The following is an 18,763-nucleotide window of genomic DNA, read 5'->3' on the forward strand; positions in this document are numbered from 1 at the left end:
GACGCGGCGGTGGTGTGCGGCTGATCAACAAGTGCTCTGACCGCGCTCACGTCGATGGGGTGCCTTGCGCAGCGAAATCAAGGAGGAGGGGCGAAGCCCCGGGGGACATTCGCGGAGCAAGGCTCCCCGTCGGCGGGAGCGCCGCCCTGAACACTCGGCCCTTCAAAAATCAAACTTCGCCGACACCTCGAAGGTCCGCCGCGGCGCCAGCAGAACCTGGCTCGCGGCGCGGCCGGTCCAGGTCGCGTAGAGCCGGTCCGTCAGGTTGCGCACACGGAAACTCAACAGGGCATTTTTCAAGCGGTAGCTCACGGCCGCATCGACCGTCGTGAAGCCGTTGATGCGGATCTGGTTGGCGTTGTCGGTGTACATCGGCCCCGTGTGATTCAACGACGCGAAGTACTCGAACTTCGAGCCGTCGGGCCGGTAGGTGGCGAAGACATTGGCCATGCGCTCGGGCACGTTCGGCGGGGTCTTGCCCACGCGCGAGACGTTGCCGGCTTCGACCAGCGTGTCGAAGCGCGCGTCGAGCGCCGCCAGGTTGCCCGCCAGCGTCCATTCGCGCGTGGGCTTCCACACGGCCGACAGCTCGAGGCCGCGTGACGACTGCCGGCCGTTGTTCACGGTGGTGGCCGCATTGTTCGGGTCGCGCGAGAGCACGTTGTCGAGTTCGATCTTGTACAGCGCGGCGGTCCACTCCAAGTTGGCCGCGGGCAGGCTCTGCTTGAAGCCCACCTCGGCCTGTTTGCCGCGCGACATCGGGAACGCGGCGTTCGACGCCGACAGCAGGAAGAGCGACCCGACCGGCAGCGTGGCGTTGGTGTACTGCGCGTACAGGCTCGACTGCGGCGACAGGTCGTACACCGCGCCGAGGCGCCCCGAGGTGGCGCGGTAGCTCGCGCCGAAGCGCGTGACGCTGCCCGCGTTCAGGTCCCAGATGCGGCGGTCGACCTCGGTGCGGTCGTGGCGCAGGCCGCCGACCAGCGTGAGGTCGCGCATCGGCTTGAGCGCGTCTTCCACGAAGACCGAGGCGACCTTCACGCGCGAGAAGGTGTCGGCGCGGTTGCCCGCGCCGGTGGTCAGCGCGGGGTTGTCGTCGAAGTAGCCGGTGTACGGATCGAACACGGGCACGCGCAGTTGCGCGGCGGTGGCGGGGCTGCTGTTCGAGAAGCGGCGCTGGCTGCCGAAGCGGGTTTCGCTGTACTCGCCGCCGACGACGAAGCGGTTGTCCATCCCGGCGATCTTTCCCTTGTGCGTGGCGTCGAAGCGGTCGAGCCAGAAGTCCTGGTCGTGCGTGATGAGCGTCTGGTCGCGCGCGATGCTGGCGGGCGGCACGAAGGTCGCGCTTTCTGAATTGCGGAACATGCGCTTCGATTGGTTGGCCGAGAACTCGTTGCGCCACGACCAGCCGCCGTCCAGTTGCCCCGTGAGGCGCGCGCGCAGCCAGTAGGTTTCGGACGAGTTCTCGTCGTCGCGCACGTTGTAGTTAGTGCGCGCCATGCGCCGGTCGATCACGCGGCCGTCGGGCGTGCTGACGACGTTCGTCGGCTGCGTGGCGAAGCTGCGCGGCACGAGCGGCGTGCCCCAGTAGGCGTCGTTGTCGTCGCGCAGGTAATCGAACGACAGGTCGAGCTTCACCGAGCCGCCCAGGTCCACCAGCAGGCCGCTCGTGAAGTGGTCGATGCGCTCGCCGTTGCGGTCGATGGTGCCCACCTTCGTGTCGTTGCGGCTGTAGTCGAGCCGGTAGGCGCTGGCCTCGCCGAGTGCGCCGCCGAAGCCGAAGGCCGCACGCGTAGAGCCATAACTGCCATACGAAAGCAGCGCTTCCTTGTGCGGGTTGCTGCGGTCGGGCCGCTTGGTCACGAAGTTGACGATGCCGCCGATGGCGCCTTCGCCGTCGAGCACCGAGGCCGGGCCCTTGAGCACTTCGATGCGCTCGTAGTTCCAGGTGTCCTGCACGCGGTTGGTGACGCCCGCGCCCGAGCTGCGCACGCCGTCGTACAGGTACATGAGGCTGTTGAAGCCGCGCAGCGACAGCGTGGTCGGCGACGACGGCGGGCCGCCGCCCGAGAGGCCCGCCATGCCGCGCAGCGCCTCGCTGAAGGTGCGCGCGCCGCGCTGCTGGATCGCGTCCTGCGACAGGATCTCGACCGAGGCCGGCGTCTCGCGCACCGACAGGCCCAGGCGCGAGGCCGTGCCGCTCGAATCGTCGAGGTGCAGGCTGTTCACGTCGCGGCTGCCTTCGATGGTGACGGTGCCGAGTTCGGCGTTGTTGCTGCTGCTGTCTTGTGCAGAGGCGACTTGCAAGGCGGTGAAGGCGGCCAGCGCGACGGTGGTGCGGGTGAACGGGGTCATGGAACGGTGCGTGGAAGAAATGAAGAAAGCGTCAGGCCACCGAGAAGCGCCGCAGCCGCCAGGCCGCGAGCCCGAACAGCAGCAGGCTCGGCACCAGCAGTTGCAGCACGGCCAGCGCGGCCTGCCCGCGCACGAGGTCGGCGGGCTCCTCGTGCCAGGCGAAGGTGGGCATGCGGTCGAAGTCGGCCGGGCCGAGCGCATCGCGCGCGTCAATGCGCGGGAAGAAGAAGGCCTTCCACGCTTCGTGGTGCGCCACGGTCTGCGCGTCGAAGCGCGCATGGCGGCGTGCGCCGTTGCCGGCCAGCGCGGTAATGCCTTCGTAGGCCACGGCCGCCGGCGACACGGCGCCGAAGCGGCCCACCAGCGCCTGCTGTTGTGCCTGCTGCGCGTCGAAGCGCGCGAGCGCGGGGCGGATCGCTTCGTCGACCTCGCGCTGGATGCGGTAGTTGGCCAGCGAGCGGCCGGCGATCTCGATCTTGCCGTCGCGCGGCACGAGGATGGCGCCCTGCCCCACGTGCTGGTACTCGGTGCCCAGCAGGTCCTGGTAGCGCTTCATCGCCTCGGCCGTGACCACGCGCTGGCGCGTGGCCAGCTCGGTGCGCGACGGCGCGGGCGCGGCCTGCGTGACGGCCAGGTTCAGCAGCACGGGCGCCACGAGCACCAGCAGCACCCAGGCGATGACGAGCACCATCGCGTTCGTCGCCGACGAGGCGCCGAAGGCATTGACCGCCACCACCAGCGCGAACCAGAACAGCGCGTAGGCGCCGACCAGCAGCGCCCACCACAGCGTGGCGCTGCCCGCGCCGCCCGCCGTGAGCCCCGCATGGCGCGCGATCCACAGCACCGCCACCGGCAGCAGCACCGCCGGCCCCAGCAGCACAGCCGCGCGCACCGTGAGCTTGCCCGCGAGCAGTGTGCGCAGCCGCAGCGGTTGCGACAGCAGCAGGCGCAAGGTGCCGTTCTCGCGCTCGGCCGAGAGCAGGTTGTAGCTGAGCGCGAAGATGAGCAGCGGCAGCAGGTAGACGATGACGAAGGCCAGGTCGAAATGCCCGCTCAGCAAATGCCACGGGTTCTCGATGTCGCTCGGGTTCATGAACACCACGCGGCTCTGGTTCGTGACCTGGTACTGGCTCGGGAACAGGTCGCTCTGCCCCAGCGCGACCGGGCCCAGCGGCGCGGTCGGCAGCAGCACATGCTGGCCGCCGTAGCTGCTCGCCATGCGCGAAGGGTCGGCCGGATTCTCGAAGGGCGTGGGCTGCGCGGTGCCGGCCAGGATGGCTTCGAGCAAGGTGCGCTGCGCGGTGCGGGTGTCGCGGTCGGCCTGCGCCACGGCCGCTTGCGCGCGGTCGCGCTGGGCGGTCTGCAGCAGGCCGTTGCCCAGTGCATAAGCCACGAGCAAGAGGAACAGCGCGCCGACGACCCACAGGCCGCGCTCGGCGAGCATCAAACGGACTTCCTGGCGCATCACGGCCAGCAGGCGGCGGCCTTGGGGAGGATGGAAGGACGACATGGGTGGCATCCCCTCTCAGAGCGCGCGCTGGCGCAGGGTGGCGAAGGCCGCGAACGCCGCCGCGAGCAGCAGGCCGGCGCACAGCACGAGGAAGCTGCGCGCCTGGTGCCGCAGCGCCCACCCGGCCCCTGGCGGGTGGTAGTCGAAGGGCGGCACGGTGGCCCAGAGCTCGGGCGTGGCCTGGTAGGAGAAGTGGCGGTCGCCGAGCGGATCGGCATGCGCCACGAGGTCCTTGCTCATCAGGTCCTGGATGTGGCGGCGGTGCAGTTCGGCGGCCGTGGTGAAGCGTCGGTGGTGCGAGAAGTCGGTGCCCGCCATGCCCATCGAGAAGCTGCGCACCGCGAGCAGCGGCAGCAGCAGGCCGCTCCACTCCTGCACCTTTTGCTGCTGTTCCCAGGTGTCCCACAGGCGGCCGTAGTGGCGGTCGTACACGGGGTACGAGGCCTGGTCGTCCAAGCGCAGCGCAATGCCCCACTTGCTCAGCGGCACGTCGCGCCCCCAGCGCTCGGTGGTGCCGAAGTTCTGCTGCCAGACCTGGTTCGACACGGCCTTGAGTTCCGCGCCGAGCGCCTGGTTGAACGCCAGCCGCGTCGGGCTCGGGAACCACTTGCGCGAGAGTTCGGAGAGCACGCGCGGCGCCATCACGGCCTGCCCGATCCACAGCGCGAGCAGCACGGTGATCGCCATGCGCGAGGTGGACGACAGCGCCGACACGCCCAGCACCAGGCACACGAAGATGCCGAGGTACACCGCGTAGCCCAGCGACCACGCGCCCAACCGCAGCAGCGCATCGACGCGCCCGCCCGGCTCCGCGCCCACCGCCACGGCCACGGCCGCCACGAGGGCCGCCGGCACCAGCAGCACCGCGAGCAGCGCCGACAGCGCGAGCGCCTTGCCGGCCAGCAGGCGCAGCGGCGCCACGCCCAGGCTCAGCGTCTGGCGCAGGATGCCCTGCTCGCGCTCGCCCGCGAAGGCGTTGAAGCCCAGCACGATCACCAGCAACGGGCCGAGCACCTGCAAGATCCAGCCCACCGACAGGTTGCCGAAGCGCTGCAGGCCGGTCGCGTCCTGCGCGGCATTGAACTTGACCTCGCTCTGGCGGTGCGCCTGCAGCCACACGGTGCTGCCGATGTAGGGGTTGATGCCCGCATCGACCATCGACAGCGGCGGCTCGGGCTTGAAGGCGTGCATGCCCTGGTGCGCGGCGTCGTGCGGGTGGCGCTTGTCCTGGTGCAGCCAGTCGCGGTAGTCCATGGCCTGCGCGGCCACCTGCTCGGCATGCGCGCCGCGCTGGTGCGCCCAGCCGACGGCCAGCGCGGTGAGGAGCAGCACGGCCACGAGCCCGCCGGCCCAGTACAGGCGGCCGTCGCGCAGGCGTTCGGTGAATTCGCGTCGGGCGATCCAGCGCATCGTCATCGGGTCAGGCCCTCATGTGTTGCAGGTAGAGGGACTGCAGGTCGGTCTGGCCGATCTGCGCGCCGTCGAGGCTTTCGACCAGCCGGCCGCGCTTCATGATCCCGACGCGCGTGGCGGTCTGCTGCGCATGGAACAGGTCGTGCGTGGTGGTGAGCACCGCCACGCCGCGGTCGGCCGCGCGGCGCAACAGGTCGGAGAACTCGGCGGCGGCATGCGGGTCGAGCCCCGAGGTGGGCTCGTCGAGCAGCAGCGCCTTGGCCTCTTTGGCCAGCGCCACCGCGATCCACACCTTCTGGCGCATGCCCTTCGAATACATGCTGACGCGCTTGTCGGCGGCCGCGTGGTCGAGCCCCACCTCGGTCATCAGCGCGAGCAGGCGTTCGCGCGGCAGCTCGTGGCCCAGCGCCAAGCCGGCGAAGAAGCGCAGGTTTTCCAGGCCCGAGAGCGTGCCGTACAGCGTGACCTGCTCGGGGATGTACGCCACGTCCTGCTTGGTCGCGACCGGGTGGCGCGTGACGTCGGTGCCGTTGATCTGCACCGTGCCGTCGGTCGGTGCGATGAAGTTCAGGAACAGGTTGATGGTCGTCGTCTTGCCCGCGCCGTTGGCACCCAGCAGGCAGTAGATGTCGCCGCCGCGGATGTCGAGGTCGAGGCGATCGAGCGCGGTGTGCGCGCCGTAGCGTTTGGTGAGGCCGGAGGCTCGGAGCATGGCGGAGGGGTTCCGATGGAAGGAAGGAGGAAAGGAAAGACGCGCGCAGGCACGCCCCCGGCGTGGGCACGCCGATGCGGTCATCGAATGGGGAATGAAGGCGACGGCGGCAGAGCCGCCGAATGCGCTCAGCGCTTGTTCTTGTTCTTTGCGCCGCCTTGCCGCGCCTTGAAGCGCGGGTTGGACTTGCAGATGACGTAGGTGCGGCCGCGCCGCGTCACCACCTGGCAATCGCGGTGACGCTTCTTGGCTTCCTTGAGCGAGGACAGGACTTGCATGGACGTGGCCGGGGAGTTCGTTCGGACACGCGAATATACGTTATTGCGAATTCATTCTCAATAACTTTGTTGACCTTTCCCCGGCACCCCGGGGCCCCGCCGTCGTCAGTGCGGCGGGTGCGCCTTCGGCGCTTTCGCGCCGGCGTCGACACAGGCCGCGCACAGGCCATGCAACGTGACCTCGTGGTGCGTCACCTGGAAGCCCTTGGGGGCCAGGTCGTGCATCGGCCCCGGGCAGGCGTGCAGCAGGAACACCTGGCCGCAGTGCGAGCAATGGAAGTAGTGATGGTGGTGGTGCCCTGCATCGCCACCTTCGCTGGCGCCGTGCGAATGGTGGTCGTGCGGGTCGGCCTTGCAGGCCACTTCGTAGCGCGCCGGTTCGCCCGGCAGCTCGACCTTGGCGATCTCGCCGTCGGCCAGCAGCAGCGAGACCTGGCGGTACACCGTCGACAGGCTGATCTCGGGCACGATGGCCCGTGCATGCTCGAGGATTTCGGGGGCGGTCAGCACGCGGCCGGCGTCGCTGAAGGCGGAGAAAACGGCGTTGCGCTGGCGCGTGAGACGTTGCATCTCTCGATGATAGGGGCGGCCCGCGCGGCCTTCAGCGAGCCGCGCGCAAGACCTTCACGCGTCGGCCGCTGGGCCGCCGTCTGCCTCGGGCTTGACCTTGCCCTTCTTGCCGCGCGCCGCCTTCTTCGCGGCGCGCTCGGCGTCGGCGCGCTGGCCGGCGGCCAGCCACTGCGCGAACTCCTCGGGCGTCTCGAGCGTGATGCGCCCCAGGTTGCCGGCGCGGAACTCGTGCATCACGATCTCTGCGGCCTTCTGCAGGTTGACCTTGCCCTTGCCCAGCAGCGCGCCGCGCTTGCGGCCGATGGTGTCGAGGACGTCTTCGTCCTTCATGCCGGCCAGGGTGGCGGCATCGAGCTCGACGAGCTTGAAGCGCGCGACGATGCCTTCGGCGTAGTTCGCCTTGAGGTAGTCGAGCAGCTCCAGCGCCACTTCTTCTTCATCGAAAGCGTTGCGCCCCACCGCGCCGCTGGCCGCGAGGTTGTAGCCGCTCTTGGGCACGATGATGCGCGGCCACAGCATGCCGGGCGTGTCCCACAGGTAGAAGTCGTCGGCCAGCGTGATGCGCTGCTCGAGCTTGGTGATGCCGGCCTCGTCGCCGGTCTTGGCCTTGCGCCCGCCGGTGAGCGTGTTGATGAGGGTCGACTTGCCCACGTTGGGAATGCCGCAGATCAGCACGCGCATCGGCTTGGCCATGCCGCCGCGGTTGGGCGACAGCTCGTGGCAGGCGCGCACGATGCGCTGCGCGGGCATGGTCAGGCTGGCATCGAGCGCGATGGCACGGGTGTCGGGCAGCGCGTTGTAGTGCGCCAGCCAGGCCTCGGTGCGCGCGGGGTCGGCCAGGTCCTGCTTGTTGAGCACCTTCAGCGTGGGCCGGCCGGCCGTGAGCTCGGCCAGCATCGGGTTGGCGCTGGAGCCGGGCAGGCGCGCGTCGAGCAGTTCGATCACCACGTCGATGTCCTTCACCCGTTCGGTGATGGCCTTCTGGGTCGAATACATGTGACCGGGGAACCACTGGATCGCCATCGATGGATGCTCTTTCTTTCGCGCTGTCTGGAAGGGGACCGGCCTCGCAGGCCGGGTGCGCATTGTGAACCGGGAAACGGACCGATTCCTCGTTGCTGCGCTTTTGATAGCACCAACTGGCGTATTCACTGGCTTGTTGGCCGCCAGATCACCCCTAGAATCCGCGCGCTGCGCCTGCAGCCGTTTCAAAAAGTCACACCGAGGGAGATCCTTTTCATGGTCCAGCGCCTTGCCGCCGCCGCCCTGCTCGCGGCCACCACCATCCTGTCCGCCACCGCGGTGCATGCCCAGCGCCCGTCGCCGCCGCCCGGCCCGCTGACCGACGGCTTCCTGTGCTGCAACATGCGCACCTACGGCGACTCGATCAGCGACATCAACTACGACGAACAGGGCACGAGCGTCGTCCCCGCGGGCACGCCGGCGCGCATCACGGCCTACGACTTCCGCTTCTTCAACCTCGATCTCGCGGGCAAGCCCCAGCGCATCAAGAACGACTACAGCCGCAACATCACGCTGATCGACTTCGCCAAGCGCTACGTGGTCACCGAAGACCCGAAGCGCAAGATCGCCAGCTTCCCGCCCGCGGTGGGCGCCGCCATCCTCGCGGGCAAGGTGATGCCGGGCATGACGCGCGAACAGGTGCTGATGGCGCTGGGCTACCCGGTGGCCAGCGAGAACCCGAGCCTGGACGCGCCGGTGTGGCGCTACTGGCGCGACAGCTGGTCGGAGTTCCAGGTGAACTTCGATGCGCAAGGCCTCGTGAAGGACGTCGCGGGCAATGCCGTGGCGCTGAGCCGCGTGCTCGCCGCCGCGCCCTGAGCACCCTTGATCATCCCCGGGTTCGTGTGCGCGGCGTGACACGCGCAACACCCGGGAGGGTTTTGCATCGCGAAGGGCGATTCCGCCCCTATGATTTGTCCGAAGCACGGCGCCGCCACGTGCGTCGGCCGGATCGAAACCCCTGAATGGAGTGCCTGCGATGAAACCCGTCTCCGAACTGCTCAAGCGCCACGATTCCGCCGCCTGGCGCACCTCGCCCGACACCAGCGTGTTCGACGCGCTGGCCACGCTGGCGCATTTCGAAGTGGGCGCGCTCATGGTGATGGACGGCGAAAAGCTCGTGGGCTTTTTGTCCGAGCGCGACTACACCCGCAAGGTGGCGCTGCAGGGCAAGAACTCCAAGGAGATGAAGGTCGCCGAGATCATGACGCCCGACGTGATGACCGTCACCCCGCAGACCCGCACCCGCGCCTGCATGGCGCTCATGAGCCAGCGCAAGTTCCGCCACCTGCCCGTGGTCGACGGCGACAAGGTGGTCGGCATGATCTCGATTCAAGACCTGATGGACGACATCATTTCCGAGCACGAGCAGACCATCACCCAGCTGACCAGTTACATCCAGAGCTGAGCACGCTGCCATGCCCCCGGGAAAAAGGGGCAACACACCTACGCGCAGGGGCACTCTTTCGGGTGCACAGTGAAGGCTCGTTCACCATCCAGCAGGGACATACGCAATGCAGATCCAGGTCAACACGAGCAATGGCATCACCAACAAGGACACGCTGGAGCGCTGGGCAGACACCGAGATCAAGCAGCACCTGAGCCGTTTCGTCGAAGACGTGACGCGCGTCGAGGTGCACCTGAGCGACGAGAACCACGACAAGGCCGGCGGCGGCGACAAGTGCTGCGTGATGGAAGCGCGCCTGGCGCACCACCAGCCGCTCGCGGTGACACAGCACGCCACCAGCCTCGACGAGGCCTTCCGCGGCGCGGCCGACAAGCTCAAGCGCCTGCTCGACAACACGCTGGGCCGCCTCAACAACCACCGCGCCCGCGACTCGATCCGCCGCGACGGCGAGGGCTTCGTCGCCGAGTAGTCGAGTCGAAGCTCAGCGCGCCGGCTTGCGCTTCGGCGCGGGCAGGTGCTGCGGCGTTTCCACCGGAATGAGCGGCGGGCGCCGCCCGCCGGCCATCCAGGCGTCGTAGAAATCGATCTTGCGATCGACCAGCGACAGCGCCTGCTGCCAGTCGGCAATGGTCTGGTGCACGCGCGCGCGGTGCGCCTCGAGCAGGTCGCGCCGCTGGCGCAGCGTGGCCTTGCCCTGCAATGCGAGCGCCGTGTAGTCGCGCATTTCGGCAATCGACATGCCGGTGCGGCGCAGCCGGTCCATCAGGTCGAGCCAGCCCACATGCAGTTCGCCGTACACGCGCCGCCCACCCGCGTCGCGCGCCACGCCGGGCACGAGGCCCTGCGATTCGTACCAGCGGATGGCGTGCACCGTGCGGCCCGTGCGCGCGGCCAGCTCGCCGATGTGGAACGACGGCGTGGCAGCGCTGGCGTCAGCCGGCATGGGCGGTCGGCGCATCGAGCGCCCGCTCGACCAGCGCGGTGTCGAAGTACTCGGTCAATGTCTTCACCTGGCCTCCTTCGAGTCGGTAGACGTAGCAATAGCGGTTGTTGTAGCGCTTGCCGGCCTTGGTGGGCACGTCGCCGCTGAACAGCACCACCACGCGGTCGCCTTCCGCAATGATGCATTCGGTCTTGCTCACATAGGGCCCGGCGAACTGCCCGAACAGCGGCTTGATCAGCTCTTCGCGGATCGCCTGCTTGCCCTGGTACGTGCGCGACCAGGGCGTGCTGCCTTCCAGCGTCCAGCTGGCGTCGTCGGCCAGGCTGTCGATGAAGGCCTGGCCATTGCCCTTGTCCAGCTCCGCATGGATGCGCTGGACCAGGGCCTTGTTGTCGATCGTGTGCATGGCGTGATTTCCTTGGATGAATGAAGACACCGGACATCCGGTGAATTCATTGGAAATGCTCGAGTGCGCTCGAAGTCAAGCGCCATGTACCGAGTGACGAAAGTTCAGCCCCGGCCGGCGTTCGCCTGGCCCTTGGCGACTTCGTTCGCGCCCTGGGCGGTGCCGCTTTGCGGCACGGCCTCGCCCTCGCGCGCGGTCACTTCCGACAGGCGCGCGGCCAGCTGCTCGGGCGTGTCGGCGGCAATGCCCAGCCAGGCGCCCTGCGTGAGCGTGATGTGGGCGGCCTCGAAGGTGCCGGCGCCGGCACAGAGGATGGTGCGGTTGGGCGCGTCCTGCGCGGCCAGCACCAGCATCGCGGGCACGACGGCCTCGGGGCGGAAGGCCTCGAGCATGTCCTTGGGGAACAGGTCTTCCGTCATGCGCGTGGCGGCGGTGGGCGCCAGGCAGTTCACGCGGATGTCGTTCTTGGCGCCTTCAATGCTCAGCGTCTGCATGAGGCCCACCAGCGCCAGCTTGGCGGCGCCGTAGTTGCTCTGGCCGAAGTTGCCGTACAGGCCCGACGACGAGGTGGTCATCACGATGCGGCCGTACTTCTGCTCGTTCATGAGCGCCCAGACGGCCTTGGTGCAGTTCACGGCGCCCATCAGGTGCACGTCGACCACCAGCTTGAAATCGTCCAGTTCCATCTTGGCGAAGCTCTTGTCGCGCAGGATGCCGGCGTTGTTCACCAGGATGTCGACGCGGCCCCAGGCGTCGACCGCCTGCTTGACCATGGCCTGCACGGCCTCGAAGTCGGTCACCGAGGCGCCGTTGGCAATGGCTTCGCCGCCGGCCGCCTTGATCTCGTCGACCACCGCCTGCGCGGCGCTGACCGAGCCGCCCGAGCCGTCGCGCGCGCCGCCCAGGTCGTTGACCACCACCTTGGCGCCGCGCGCCGCCAAGGCCAGCGCATGCTGGCGGCCCAGGCCGCCGCCGGCGCCGGTCACGATGGCCACGCGGCCCTGGAAGTCGATGGAGGTGCTGTTGCTCATGAGGTCTCTGCTCGCTGTCTGAACTGTGTGGGTCGGTGTTGGTGAGGGTTGCCAATTGACAACAACCCAACGTTTTACCTCAGTTCCCCGCCCCGTTCGCCGCCGGGCGCCCCCGGCGGGAGTCACCCATGCGACGGCTGGACGGTGGCGCAGTACGCCACCAGCTGGTCGAGTTCGGCCGATTTGTCGAAGAAGGCATCGGCGCCCAGTTGCTGGGAGCGCAGGCGCATGTCGGCGGTGGCGTAGTTGCTGAGCACCACCACCTTCTGGTGCGGCGCGCGCTGGCGGCAGGCGTTCAGCACGGCCAGGCCGTTGCCGCGCTGCAGGAACAGGTCGACGATGGCCAGGTCCCAATCGCTCTTGTGGTCGCGCAGCCATTCGAGCGCTTCGTCGGCGGTGCTGGCCGAGGCGATCACGTGCGCATCGACCACGTCCTCGAGAAAGTCGACCAGGTTCTCGCGGATCACCGGACTGTCCTCGACCAGGTAGGCATGAAGCGTCATGGTGGGTGTCTCGGGTCCGGAACTGGGCAGCGCATGACACCATCTTCCGGGCTGGCCGCCGCGCCACGGTGAGCCGGACAGGTCAATGGCTGTAGGCCATCGGCCAGCGGCGTTGTCGGCATGCGCCGGCCGGCGCCGCCGGGGTGACCGTCTCAGGCCGCGACCGGCAGGCGGCCGGGGGCCATGCCCAGGCGCGCCGGCGAGACGTACTGCTCGCGGTAGATCTCGAAGGGCATGGTGTCGGCCGCCTCGATGCGCTTTTGCGCCTGGATCGACTCGGCCGTCATCTGCTCGAACCCGGCCTGCTGCGCGGCCGAGAACGGCAGCGCCAGCAGCGCGGCGCGGGTCTGCTCCGACTGGGCGCGCACGAAGCCGACGAAGGAGTTGCCGTGCTGCTGCTCGATGGCCGCGAGCACGCGGGCCGAGGGCAGGCTGTCGGGGTTCTCGAGGCCGGCCTTGGCGGCGCGCACCGCGTCGACGTGCTGCGTGCCGCCCTGCGCCGCGTCGAGCGCGGCGGCAATCGGCAGGCACTGCTCGACCAGCTCCAGGCCCCAGTCGGTGAGCCCGACCTCGCGCCCGTCGCGGCGCAGCTTCAGCCCCGGCTCGCGGCCGCGCGCGGCCGTGAGGTGCTGGTTCTGCGCCAGGTCGGCGATTTCCTGCGGCGTGTCGTCGGGGCTGTCGTTCAGCAGGCAGTGCAGCAGGAACACGTCGATGAAGCGCATGGTCTGCGCATTGATGCCGACGGTCTCGAAGGGGTCCAGGTCCATCAGGCGCACCTCGACGTACTCCACGCCGCGCTCGCGCAGCGCGTGCAGCGGGCGCTCGCCGGAGTGGATCACGCGCTTGGGGCGGATGGTGCCGTAGAACTCGTTCTCGATCTGCAGCAGGCTGGTGCCCAGCTGGTTGTAGTCGCCGCCCAGGTTGCGGATGCCGATGGCCTCGTAGGCCGGCCACGGGCGTGTGAGCGCGTCCTGCAGCGAGGCGCCGTAGCCCTCCAGGCTGTTGTAGCTCACGGCCAGCGAGGCCTGCGCCTCGCTCTGGTAGCCCAGGCGGCCCATGCGCAGCGAGGTGCCGTGCGGCATGTACATGCTGCCGTCGCCCAGCGGCTGCAGCTCGTGCGGGCGGCCCGCGACAAAGCTCGAACACAGGGCCGGCGAGGCGCCGAACAGGTACAGCAGCAGGAAAGCCTGGCGACGGAAGTTGCGGATGAGCGCGAAGTACTCTTCGCTCGACACCTCCGGCAGCGACCAGTTGTAGTGGATGCCCGAGATGGTCTGCATGCGGCGGCCATAGCGGTGGCTCAGGCCCATGCGGTACACGCTCTTGGCGCGGCCCACGTTCGACGAGCCGTAGCGGCCGATCGGAATGGTCTCGTCGGTCGGCAGGCCGCAGGGCATGCTCGACACCCACAGGCGCTCGTCACCGAGCTGGTCGAGCACGCGGTAGGTGAACTGGTGCACCCGCGTGAGCTCTTCGAGCGCCGACTCCACGCCCGCGTGCACGCCCGTGATGAGTTCGAGCTGCGATTCGCTGAAGTCGGTCGTGATGTGCGGATGCGTGAGCGCCGAGCCCAGCGCCAGCGGATGCGGCGTGAGGGCCAGCTTGCCGTCGGGCAGCGCGCGCAGGCTTTCCTTCTCGATGCCGCGACGCATTCCCTTCAATCGCGCGGCCGGGAGTGCACCCAGCCTCTCCTGCAATCTGTTGCTCATGTTCTTATGACCCATCAATCTTCTGTGGGGCTGGAAGGTAGCACGGGCGGACAGGCACTGCTGAAGCAGGGAATCCCGCATCCGGCTATGCTGTTTTTTGCTACTTTTTTCATAGCTACCCTCTCAAATACCACCGGCCTTGCGGCGCGCAGCGGGGGTTCGAAATTCAGGCCTTGGCGCGGCCAGCCGCGAGGTCGATCTCTTCCGACTGGTAGACATGGATCGACGGCACGCCGTCGGCCATGGCCGCGAGCGCCTTGCCGAAAGCGCGCGATGCGTCGACGCGAAAGTGCGCCTGCAGCGCCGCCATGTCGCTCCAGCGCTCCACGAAGGTGAGCTGCAGCGGGTCTTGCACGTCGGTCGTGACGTCATGCGAGATGCAGCCGGGCTCGGCGCGCGAGCGCAGCACGTGTTCCACGCTGATGGCCAGCATCGCCTGCAGGGTGTCGGCCTTTGCCAGCGCGTGTCCGATGACCAGGATCATGGGGGTCTCCTTCTGTGCGTTCTTGCGGGGTGACAGGATCAGGATGGATGCGCGCGCGGCCCGGCGTGATGGGCCTTCAGCCGAACACGCGCAGCAGGAAGCGGTTGAGGTCGGCGATCTCTTCCATGCAGACCGAGTGCGCCATGGGGTATTCGTGCCACTCGACCGGGTGGCCCAGCGCCACCAGCGCGTCGCGCGACTGTTCGGCGCGCGCCAGCGGCACCACCGGGTCCTGCCGGCCGTGCGCGAGGAACACGGGCGTGTCGTGGTTGGCGCCGTGGCGCTCGGCCGCCGTGGTCGCGGCGATCGGCAGGTAGCCCGAAAGGCCGACGATGCCGGCCAGCCGCTCGCCGTGGCGCAGCCCCGTCATCAGCGCCATCGCGCAGCCTTGCGAGAAGCCAGCCACCACGATGCGGTGGGCGGGAATGCCGCGTGCCTTTTCGTTGGCGATGAGGGCCTCGATGCTCGCCTGCGAGCGGCGCAGGCCGGCTTCGTCCTCGCGCGCCACCAGATCGGCCACCGCGATGTCGTACCAGGCGGGCATCTCGTAGCCGCCGTTGATGGTCACGGGAATGACGGGCGCATTGGGGAACACGAAGCGCACCGGGCCCACGGCCGACAGGTCGAGTTCGCCGGCGATCGGCACGAAGTCGTTGCCGTCGGCACCCAGGCCGTGCATCAGGATCACCGAGGCGGTGGGGTTCGGGGCGGTTTCGATTTCGATGGGGGGACGGGACATGGTCAACGAAGGTATTCAGGAATGCGAATGCCCGGACCTTAGCGCATTCGGGCGACCCGGGCCGCGGCGAAACGGCCGGTTGGCTGACTTGCACCTCGCAACATCCGCGCCTTCGGGCCGCCCCGGCGCCCTTGCCGGCACAAGGGAGCGCCGGATGCAACACAATGGCGTTTCGCATGAAGACCACCCCGAACCCGTCCCCGAAGACCTCGTCGCCCGGCCCCGCCTTCGACAGCGAGGCGCTGCTGCGCGGCAGCGGGCTGCGCGTGACGCGCGCCGCCCAGACCGTGCTCGAGCTGCTCGAACACGGCTCGCAGCCGCTGACCCACGAGGAAGTGGCCGCCGCCTACACCGCCGCCACGGGCGAGCCGCCCGACCGCGTCACGCTCTACCGCGTGCTCGACCGGCTGGTCGAGGCCGGCCTGTGCGACCGCCGCGTGGGCGCCGACCGGGTCAACCGCTTCGCGCGGCACGTCGACACCGCCTCGGGCAACACCTTCGAATGCGACCAGTGCCACAAGGTGCTGGCCCTGCCCTCCGACCCCGAACTGCCCAAGGTGATGGGCCGGCTCGGCAAGGCGCTGCGCAAGCAGGGCATCGACACGCGGCACACGGCGCTCACGCTGCACGGCATGTGCGGCGACTGTGCGCGGTAGCTCGCCGAGCCGACCAGGCCGCGCGTGTACGTCTCCCGGCACCACCGCCAGCCCGACCTCGGCGCGAGCCACGCGCTGATCGATGCGCATCCGCTGGGCGCCTGGGTCGTTCAGGGCGCCGACGGGCTGGTCGCCAACCACCTGCCCTTTCTGCTCGACCGCTCGCGCGGCCCGTTCGGCACGCTGCTCGGCCACGTGTCGCGCGCCAATCCCGTGTGGCGCCAGCTCGATGCCCCGGCCCCGTCGGTCGTGATGTTCCAGGGGCCGCAGGCCTACATCACGCCCGGCTGGTACCCCGGCAAGGCCGAGCACGGCCAGGTGGTGCCGACCTGGAATTACGCCGTCGCCCACGCGCACGGCATCGCGCGCGCCATCGACGACGAAGCCTGGCTGCTCGACCTGCTCGCGCGGCTGACCGCGGCGAACGAGGCCGGCCAACCCGTGCCCTGGCAGACCACGGACGCGCCCGAGACCTTCATCCGCAAGCTGGCGCGCGCCGTGGTGGGCATCGAGATCCCCATCGACCGCCTCGAAGGCAAGCTCAAGGCCAGCCAGGATGAAGCCCTGCAGGACCGTCAAGGCACGGTGCAGGGCCTGGCCGCCGTCGGCAGCGAGAACGCATCGGCCATGGCGCGGCTGGTGCAGCAGGCGATGCAGCCCGGCAGCGCCGGCGACTGAACCGCCCGCGCGCTCACACGTTCCACGACGGAAACGGATCGGGCAGGTTCTGCCACCACGAGGGGCCGAAGCGCATCTCGTTGGGCGTGAGCAGGCAGGCATCGAGCCGTGCGCGCAGCGCGGCTTCGTCCATGCCGATGCCGATCAGCACCAGCTCCTGGCGCGCATCGCCGGTGGCGTTGTCCCAGTTCTTGCGGATGAGTTCGAGCCCATCGGGGTCGGTCGGCCAGTGTTCGCGCGGCACGGCCGCCCACCACAGGCCCGCCACGCCGTAGCGGCAGGCACCGCCGGCCTGTGACCACGAACCCGCGCGGGTCGGCCGGCTCGCGAGCCAGAAGAAGCCCTTGGAGCGCACCACGCCCTCCCACTCGCCTTGCACCAGGTCCCAGAAACGCTGCGGATGGAACGGCAGGCGCGACCGGTAGACGAAGCTGCGGATGCCGTAGGCCTCGCTCTCGGGCACGTGCTCGCCGCGCAGCTCGGCCAGCCAGCCGGGCGCCTGCTCGGCCTGCTCGAAATCGAACAGGGCCGTGTCGAGCACGCGGTCGAGCGCGACGCGGCCGAACTCCGACTCTTCGATGCGCGCACGCGGGTTGAGGCTGCGCAGGATCGCCATCAGCCGCTCGCGTTCTTCGGCCGTCACGAGGTCGGTCTTGTTGACCACGAGCACGTCGCAGAACTCGATCTGCTCGATCAGCAGGTCGACCACCGTGCGCGTGTCCTCGTCGCCCAGCGACTGGCCGCGCTGGCCCAGGCTGTCGGGCGAGCCGTAGTCGCGCAGGAAATTGAAGGCATCGACCACCGTGACCATGGTGTCCAGCCGCGCCACGTCGGCCAGGCTCTGGCCGTCCTCGCCCGCGAAGGTGAAGGTCTCGGCCACGGGCAGCGGCTCGGAGATGCCGGTCGACTCGATCACGAGCTGGTCGAAACGCCCTTCCTTGGCGAGCCGCTTCACCTCGATCAGCAGGTCTTCGCGCAGCGTGCAGCAGATGCAGCCGTTGCTCATCTCGACCAGCTTCTCGTCGGTGCGCGACAGCGCGGCGCCGCCTTCGCGCACCAGCGCGGCGTCGATGTTGACCTCGCTCATGTCGTTGACGATCACCGCCACGCGGCGGCCCTCGCGGTTGTGCAGGATATGGTTGAGCAGCGTGGTCTTGCCGGCGCCCAGGAAGCCGGACAGCACGGTGACGGGAAGACGATCGGCCATGAGGGCAGGCTCCGTAGTTGCAACAGAATTGCATTATATGGGTTGACGCAACTCAGTTGCATTTCATGCAAACGTGACCGACAGGCGCGCGCTCGCCTACCATCCAGCGCATGACCGATTTCTCTGCCTTCGTCGCCCCGCCGCCCTCCGACGCGCCGCACGCGACCGTCGTCGCCGCCGCGTCGGCCTGCCTCGACCGTTTCACGGCCGCGTTCAATGCCTCGGACACGCGCGGCATGGACGCCGAGCTGCACTTTCCGCACACGATGCTCTCGGGCGCGCAGCGGCTCGACTGGCCCGCGCCCGGCCAGCACCCGGTGGATTTCTTCGACACGCTCAAGGCCAGCGGCTGGGCCTCCACACAGTACGAGAAGAAGGAGCCGGTGCTCCTGAGCCACGACAAGGTGCACTTCGTCGTGCACTACACGCGGCGCGATGCGGCCGGCGCGGTGCTCAGCACGCACGCCAACCTCTGGATCGTCGTGCAGGCCGAGGGGCGCTGGGGCATCGCCCTGCGCTCGTACTGAATGAACCCGAAAGAAAAAGGACCGCGTCCCATGCCCCCCTCCGCCCTGCAGCTCGTCTGGCCGTCGCCCGAGCACCTGCCCGGCTACATCGCTGCGCTCGAGCGCGGCTGGTCGCCCAACAACCTGCGGGCCGAAGCCGGCCGCGAAGAGCTGGCGCTGATCCGCACCGACCCCGACGGCTTTCTCGCCGGCCTCGTCGACCGCGAGGCCAAGGGCCCGCCCATCGCGCTGCCCACCGGTGGCACCGTGCCGCGGCTGCCGGGCTACCGGCGCTGGCTGTGGGACGGCGAGTTCTGCGGCAGCATCCAGCTGCGCTGGCAGCCGAGCACCAACGCCCTGCCTTCGTACTGCCTCGGCCACATCGGCTACGGCGTGGTGCCGTGGAAAAGCGGCCGGGGCTATGCCACCGCCGCGCTGCGCGCGCTGCTGCCCGATGCGCGCGCCATCGGCCTGGACCACGTCGAGATCACGACCAGCCCCGACAATCTCGCCTCGCAGCGCGTGATCCGCGCCAACGGCGGCGTGCTGGTCGAGGAGTTCATCACCGAGCCCGGGCTCGGTGGCGCGCCCGAGCTGCGCTTTCGCATCGACGTGCGCGAACTCGGCTGACG

General features: G+C 69.0%; 22 protein-coding genes. 7 read left to right on the plus strand and 15 right to left on the minus strand.

The genetic code is table 11. The features are described 5' to 3' along the window. Window positions 1-162: 162 nt before the first annotated feature. From AC3WQR_RS13650 to ylqF, 7 genes are all read right to left on the minus strand, one after another. Complete coding sequence (locus AC3WQR_RS13650; RefSeq protein ID WP_492742389.1) at window positions 163-2,355, minus strand: TonB-dependent receptor; 2,193 nt, start codon at window positions 2,353-2,355, stop codon at window positions 163-165. Between the two features lie 31 nt (window positions 2,356-2,386). After that, window positions 2,387-3,874: an ABC transporter permease subunit gene (locus tag AC3WQR_RS13655; protein ID WP_492742390.1), complete on the minus strand. Its 1,488-nt coding sequence runs from the start codon at window positions 3,872-3,874 to the stop codon at window positions 2,387-2,389. A gap of 6 nt (window positions 3,875-3,880) precedes the next feature. Beyond that, entirely contained in the window at window positions 3,881-5,281 is a 1,401-nt protein-coding gene (locus tag AC3WQR_RS13660) for an ABC transporter permease subunit (protein ID WP_492742391.1), read from the minus strand. 4 nt (window positions 5,282-5,285) lie between these two features. Then, window positions 5,286-5,990, minus strand: coding sequence for an ABC transporter ATP-binding protein (locus AC3WQR_RS13665; RefSeq protein WP_062476970.1), 705 nt, complete (start codon window positions 5,988-5,990; stop codon window positions 5,286-5,288). Window positions 5,991-6,118: 128 nt separating this feature from the next. Continuing rightward, window positions 6,119-6,268 (minus strand): type B 50S ribosomal protein L36, encoded by a 150-nt coding sequence (gene ykgO / locus AC3WQR_RS13670; RefSeq protein ID WP_013542562.1) that lies wholly within the window; start codon window positions 6,266-6,268, stop codon window positions 6,119-6,121. A 105-nt stretch (window positions 6,269-6,373) separates the two neighbouring features. Beyond that, complete coding sequence (locus tag AC3WQR_RS13675; protein WP_307587555.1) at window positions 6,374-6,838, minus strand: Fur family transcriptional regulator; 465 nt, start codon at window positions 6,836-6,838, stop codon at window positions 6,374-6,376. A gap of 54 nt (window positions 6,839-6,892) precedes the next feature. Then, window positions 6,893-7,861, minus strand: coding sequence for a ribosome biogenesis GTPase YlqF (ylqF, locus tag AC3WQR_RS13680; protein WP_492742392.1), 969 nt, complete (start codon window positions 7,859-7,861; stop codon window positions 6,893-6,895). A gap of 216 nt (window positions 7,862-8,077) precedes the next feature. Between ylqF and bamE the strand changes: the two genes are divergently transcribed. From bamE to AC3WQR_RS13695, 3 genes are all read left to right on the plus strand, one after another. Further along, on the plus strand, window positions 8,078-8,680 hold the full coding sequence (bamE, locus tag AC3WQR_RS13685) for an outer membrane protein assembly factor BamE domain-containing protein (RefSeq protein ID WP_492742393.1): 603 nt from the start codon (window positions 8,078-8,080) through the stop codon (window positions 8,678-8,680). Window positions 8,681-8,840: 160 nt separating this feature from the next. Next, the gene (locus AC3WQR_RS13690) at window positions 8,841-9,269 is read left to right on the plus strand and encodes a CBS domain-containing protein (protein ID WP_070062567.1); all 429 of its coding nucleotides are present in this window, start codon (window positions 8,841-8,843) and stop codon (window positions 9,267-9,269) included. Window positions 9,270-9,375: 106 nt separating this feature from the next. Further along, window positions 9,376-9,738, plus strand: a complete 363-nt coding sequence (locus AC3WQR_RS13695; RefSeq protein WP_062476985.1) for an HPF/RaiA family ribosome-associated protein — start codon at window positions 9,376-9,378, stop codon at window positions 9,736-9,738. A gap of 12 nt (window positions 9,739-9,750) precedes the next feature. Here the strand turns inward: AC3WQR_RS13695 and AC3WQR_RS13700 are convergent, their stop codons facing one another. The 7 genes from AC3WQR_RS13700 to AC3WQR_RS13730 all read right to left on the minus strand — a co-directional run bounded on the left by AC3WQR_RS13700 (window position 9,751) and on the right by AC3WQR_RS13730 (window position 15,084). Then, complete coding sequence (locus tag AC3WQR_RS13700; protein ID WP_492742394.1) at window positions 9,751-10,212, minus strand: MerR family transcriptional regulator; 462 nt, start codon at window positions 10,210-10,212, stop codon at window positions 9,751-9,753. After that, window positions 10,202-10,618 carry a nuclear transport factor 2 family protein gene (locus AC3WQR_RS13705; RefSeq protein ID WP_095948937.1) on the minus strand — a complete coding sequence of 139 codons (417 nt, stop codon included), beginning with the start codon at window positions 10,616-10,618 and terminating at the stop codon, window positions 10,202-10,204. The genes AC3WQR_RS13700 and AC3WQR_RS13705 overlap by 11 nt, the downstream gene beginning before the upstream one ends. A 104-nt stretch (window positions 10,619-10,722) precedes the next feature. Then, window positions 10,723-11,649, minus strand: a complete 927-nt coding sequence (locus AC3WQR_RS13710; RefSeq protein ID WP_369646326.1) for an SDR family NAD(P)-dependent oxidoreductase — start codon at window positions 11,647-11,649, stop codon at window positions 10,723-10,725. Between the two features lie 122 nt (window positions 11,650-11,771). Next, window positions 11,772-12,152, minus strand: a complete 381-nt coding sequence (locus AC3WQR_RS13715) for a response regulator transcription factor (RefSeq protein ID WP_492742395.1) — start codon at window positions 12,150-12,152, stop codon at window positions 11,772-11,774. Between the two features lie 152 nt (window positions 12,153-12,304). After that, window positions 12,305-13,861 (minus strand): glutamate--cysteine ligase, encoded by a 1,557-nt coding sequence (gshA, locus tag AC3WQR_RS13720; protein ID WP_062477001.1) that lies wholly within the window; start codon window positions 13,859-13,861, stop codon window positions 12,305-12,307. A gap of 166 nt (window positions 13,862-14,027) precedes the next feature. Then, window positions 14,028-14,345: a putative quinol monooxygenase gene (locus AC3WQR_RS13725; protein ID WP_062477003.1), complete on the minus strand. Its 318-nt coding sequence runs from the start codon at window positions 14,343-14,345 to the stop codon at window positions 14,028-14,030. Between the two features lie 76 nt (window positions 14,346-14,421). Further along, window positions 14,422-15,084 carry an alpha/beta hydrolase gene (locus AC3WQR_RS13730; RefSeq protein ID WP_062477023.1) on the minus strand — a complete coding sequence of 221 codons (663 nt, stop codon included), beginning with the start codon at window positions 15,082-15,084 and terminating at the stop codon, window positions 14,422-14,424. A 176-nt stretch (window positions 15,085-15,260) separates the two neighbouring features. Between AC3WQR_RS13730 and AC3WQR_RS13735 the strand changes: the two genes are divergently transcribed. After that, the gene (locus AC3WQR_RS13735; RefSeq protein ID WP_062477006.1) at window positions 15,261-15,740 is read left to right on the plus strand and encodes a Fur family transcriptional regulator; all 480 of its coding nucleotides are present in this window, start codon (window positions 15,261-15,263) and stop codon (window positions 15,738-15,740) included. Window positions 15,741-15,764: 24 nt separating this feature from the next. Next, window positions 15,765-16,418, plus strand: a complete 654-nt coding sequence (locus AC3WQR_RS13740) for an FMN-binding negative transcriptional regulator (RefSeq protein ID WP_139706538.1) — start codon at window positions 15,765-15,767, stop codon at window positions 16,416-16,418. A gap of 13 nt (window positions 16,419-16,431) precedes the next feature. On the opposite strand, the gene zigA is transcribed toward AC3WQR_RS13740, so the two are convergent. Next, a complete protein-coding gene (zigA, locus tag AC3WQR_RS13745) occupies window positions 16,432-17,625 on the minus strand; it encodes a zinc metallochaperone GTPase ZigA (protein ID WP_492742396.1) in 1,194 nt (397 codons plus the stop codon). A gap of 110 nt (window positions 17,626-17,735) precedes the next feature. Here zigA and AC3WQR_RS13750 point away from each other — a divergent pair, with 110 nt between their 5' ends. Both AC3WQR_RS13750 and AC3WQR_RS13755 read left to right on the plus strand, forming a co-directional pair. Further along, a complete protein-coding gene (locus AC3WQR_RS13750; protein ID WP_492742397.1) occupies window positions 17,736-18,152 on the plus strand; it encodes a hypothetical protein in 417 nt (138 codons plus the stop codon). Between the two features lie 30 nt (window positions 18,153-18,182). Next, entirely contained in the window at window positions 18,183-18,761 is a 579-nt protein-coding gene (locus AC3WQR_RS13755) for a GNAT family N-acetyltransferase (RefSeq protein ID WP_307587534.1), read from the plus strand. Window positions 18,762-18,763: the final 2 nt, after the last annotated feature.

Source organism: Variovorax sp. FW305-3-2-15-B-LB1 (assembly GCF_058787635.1).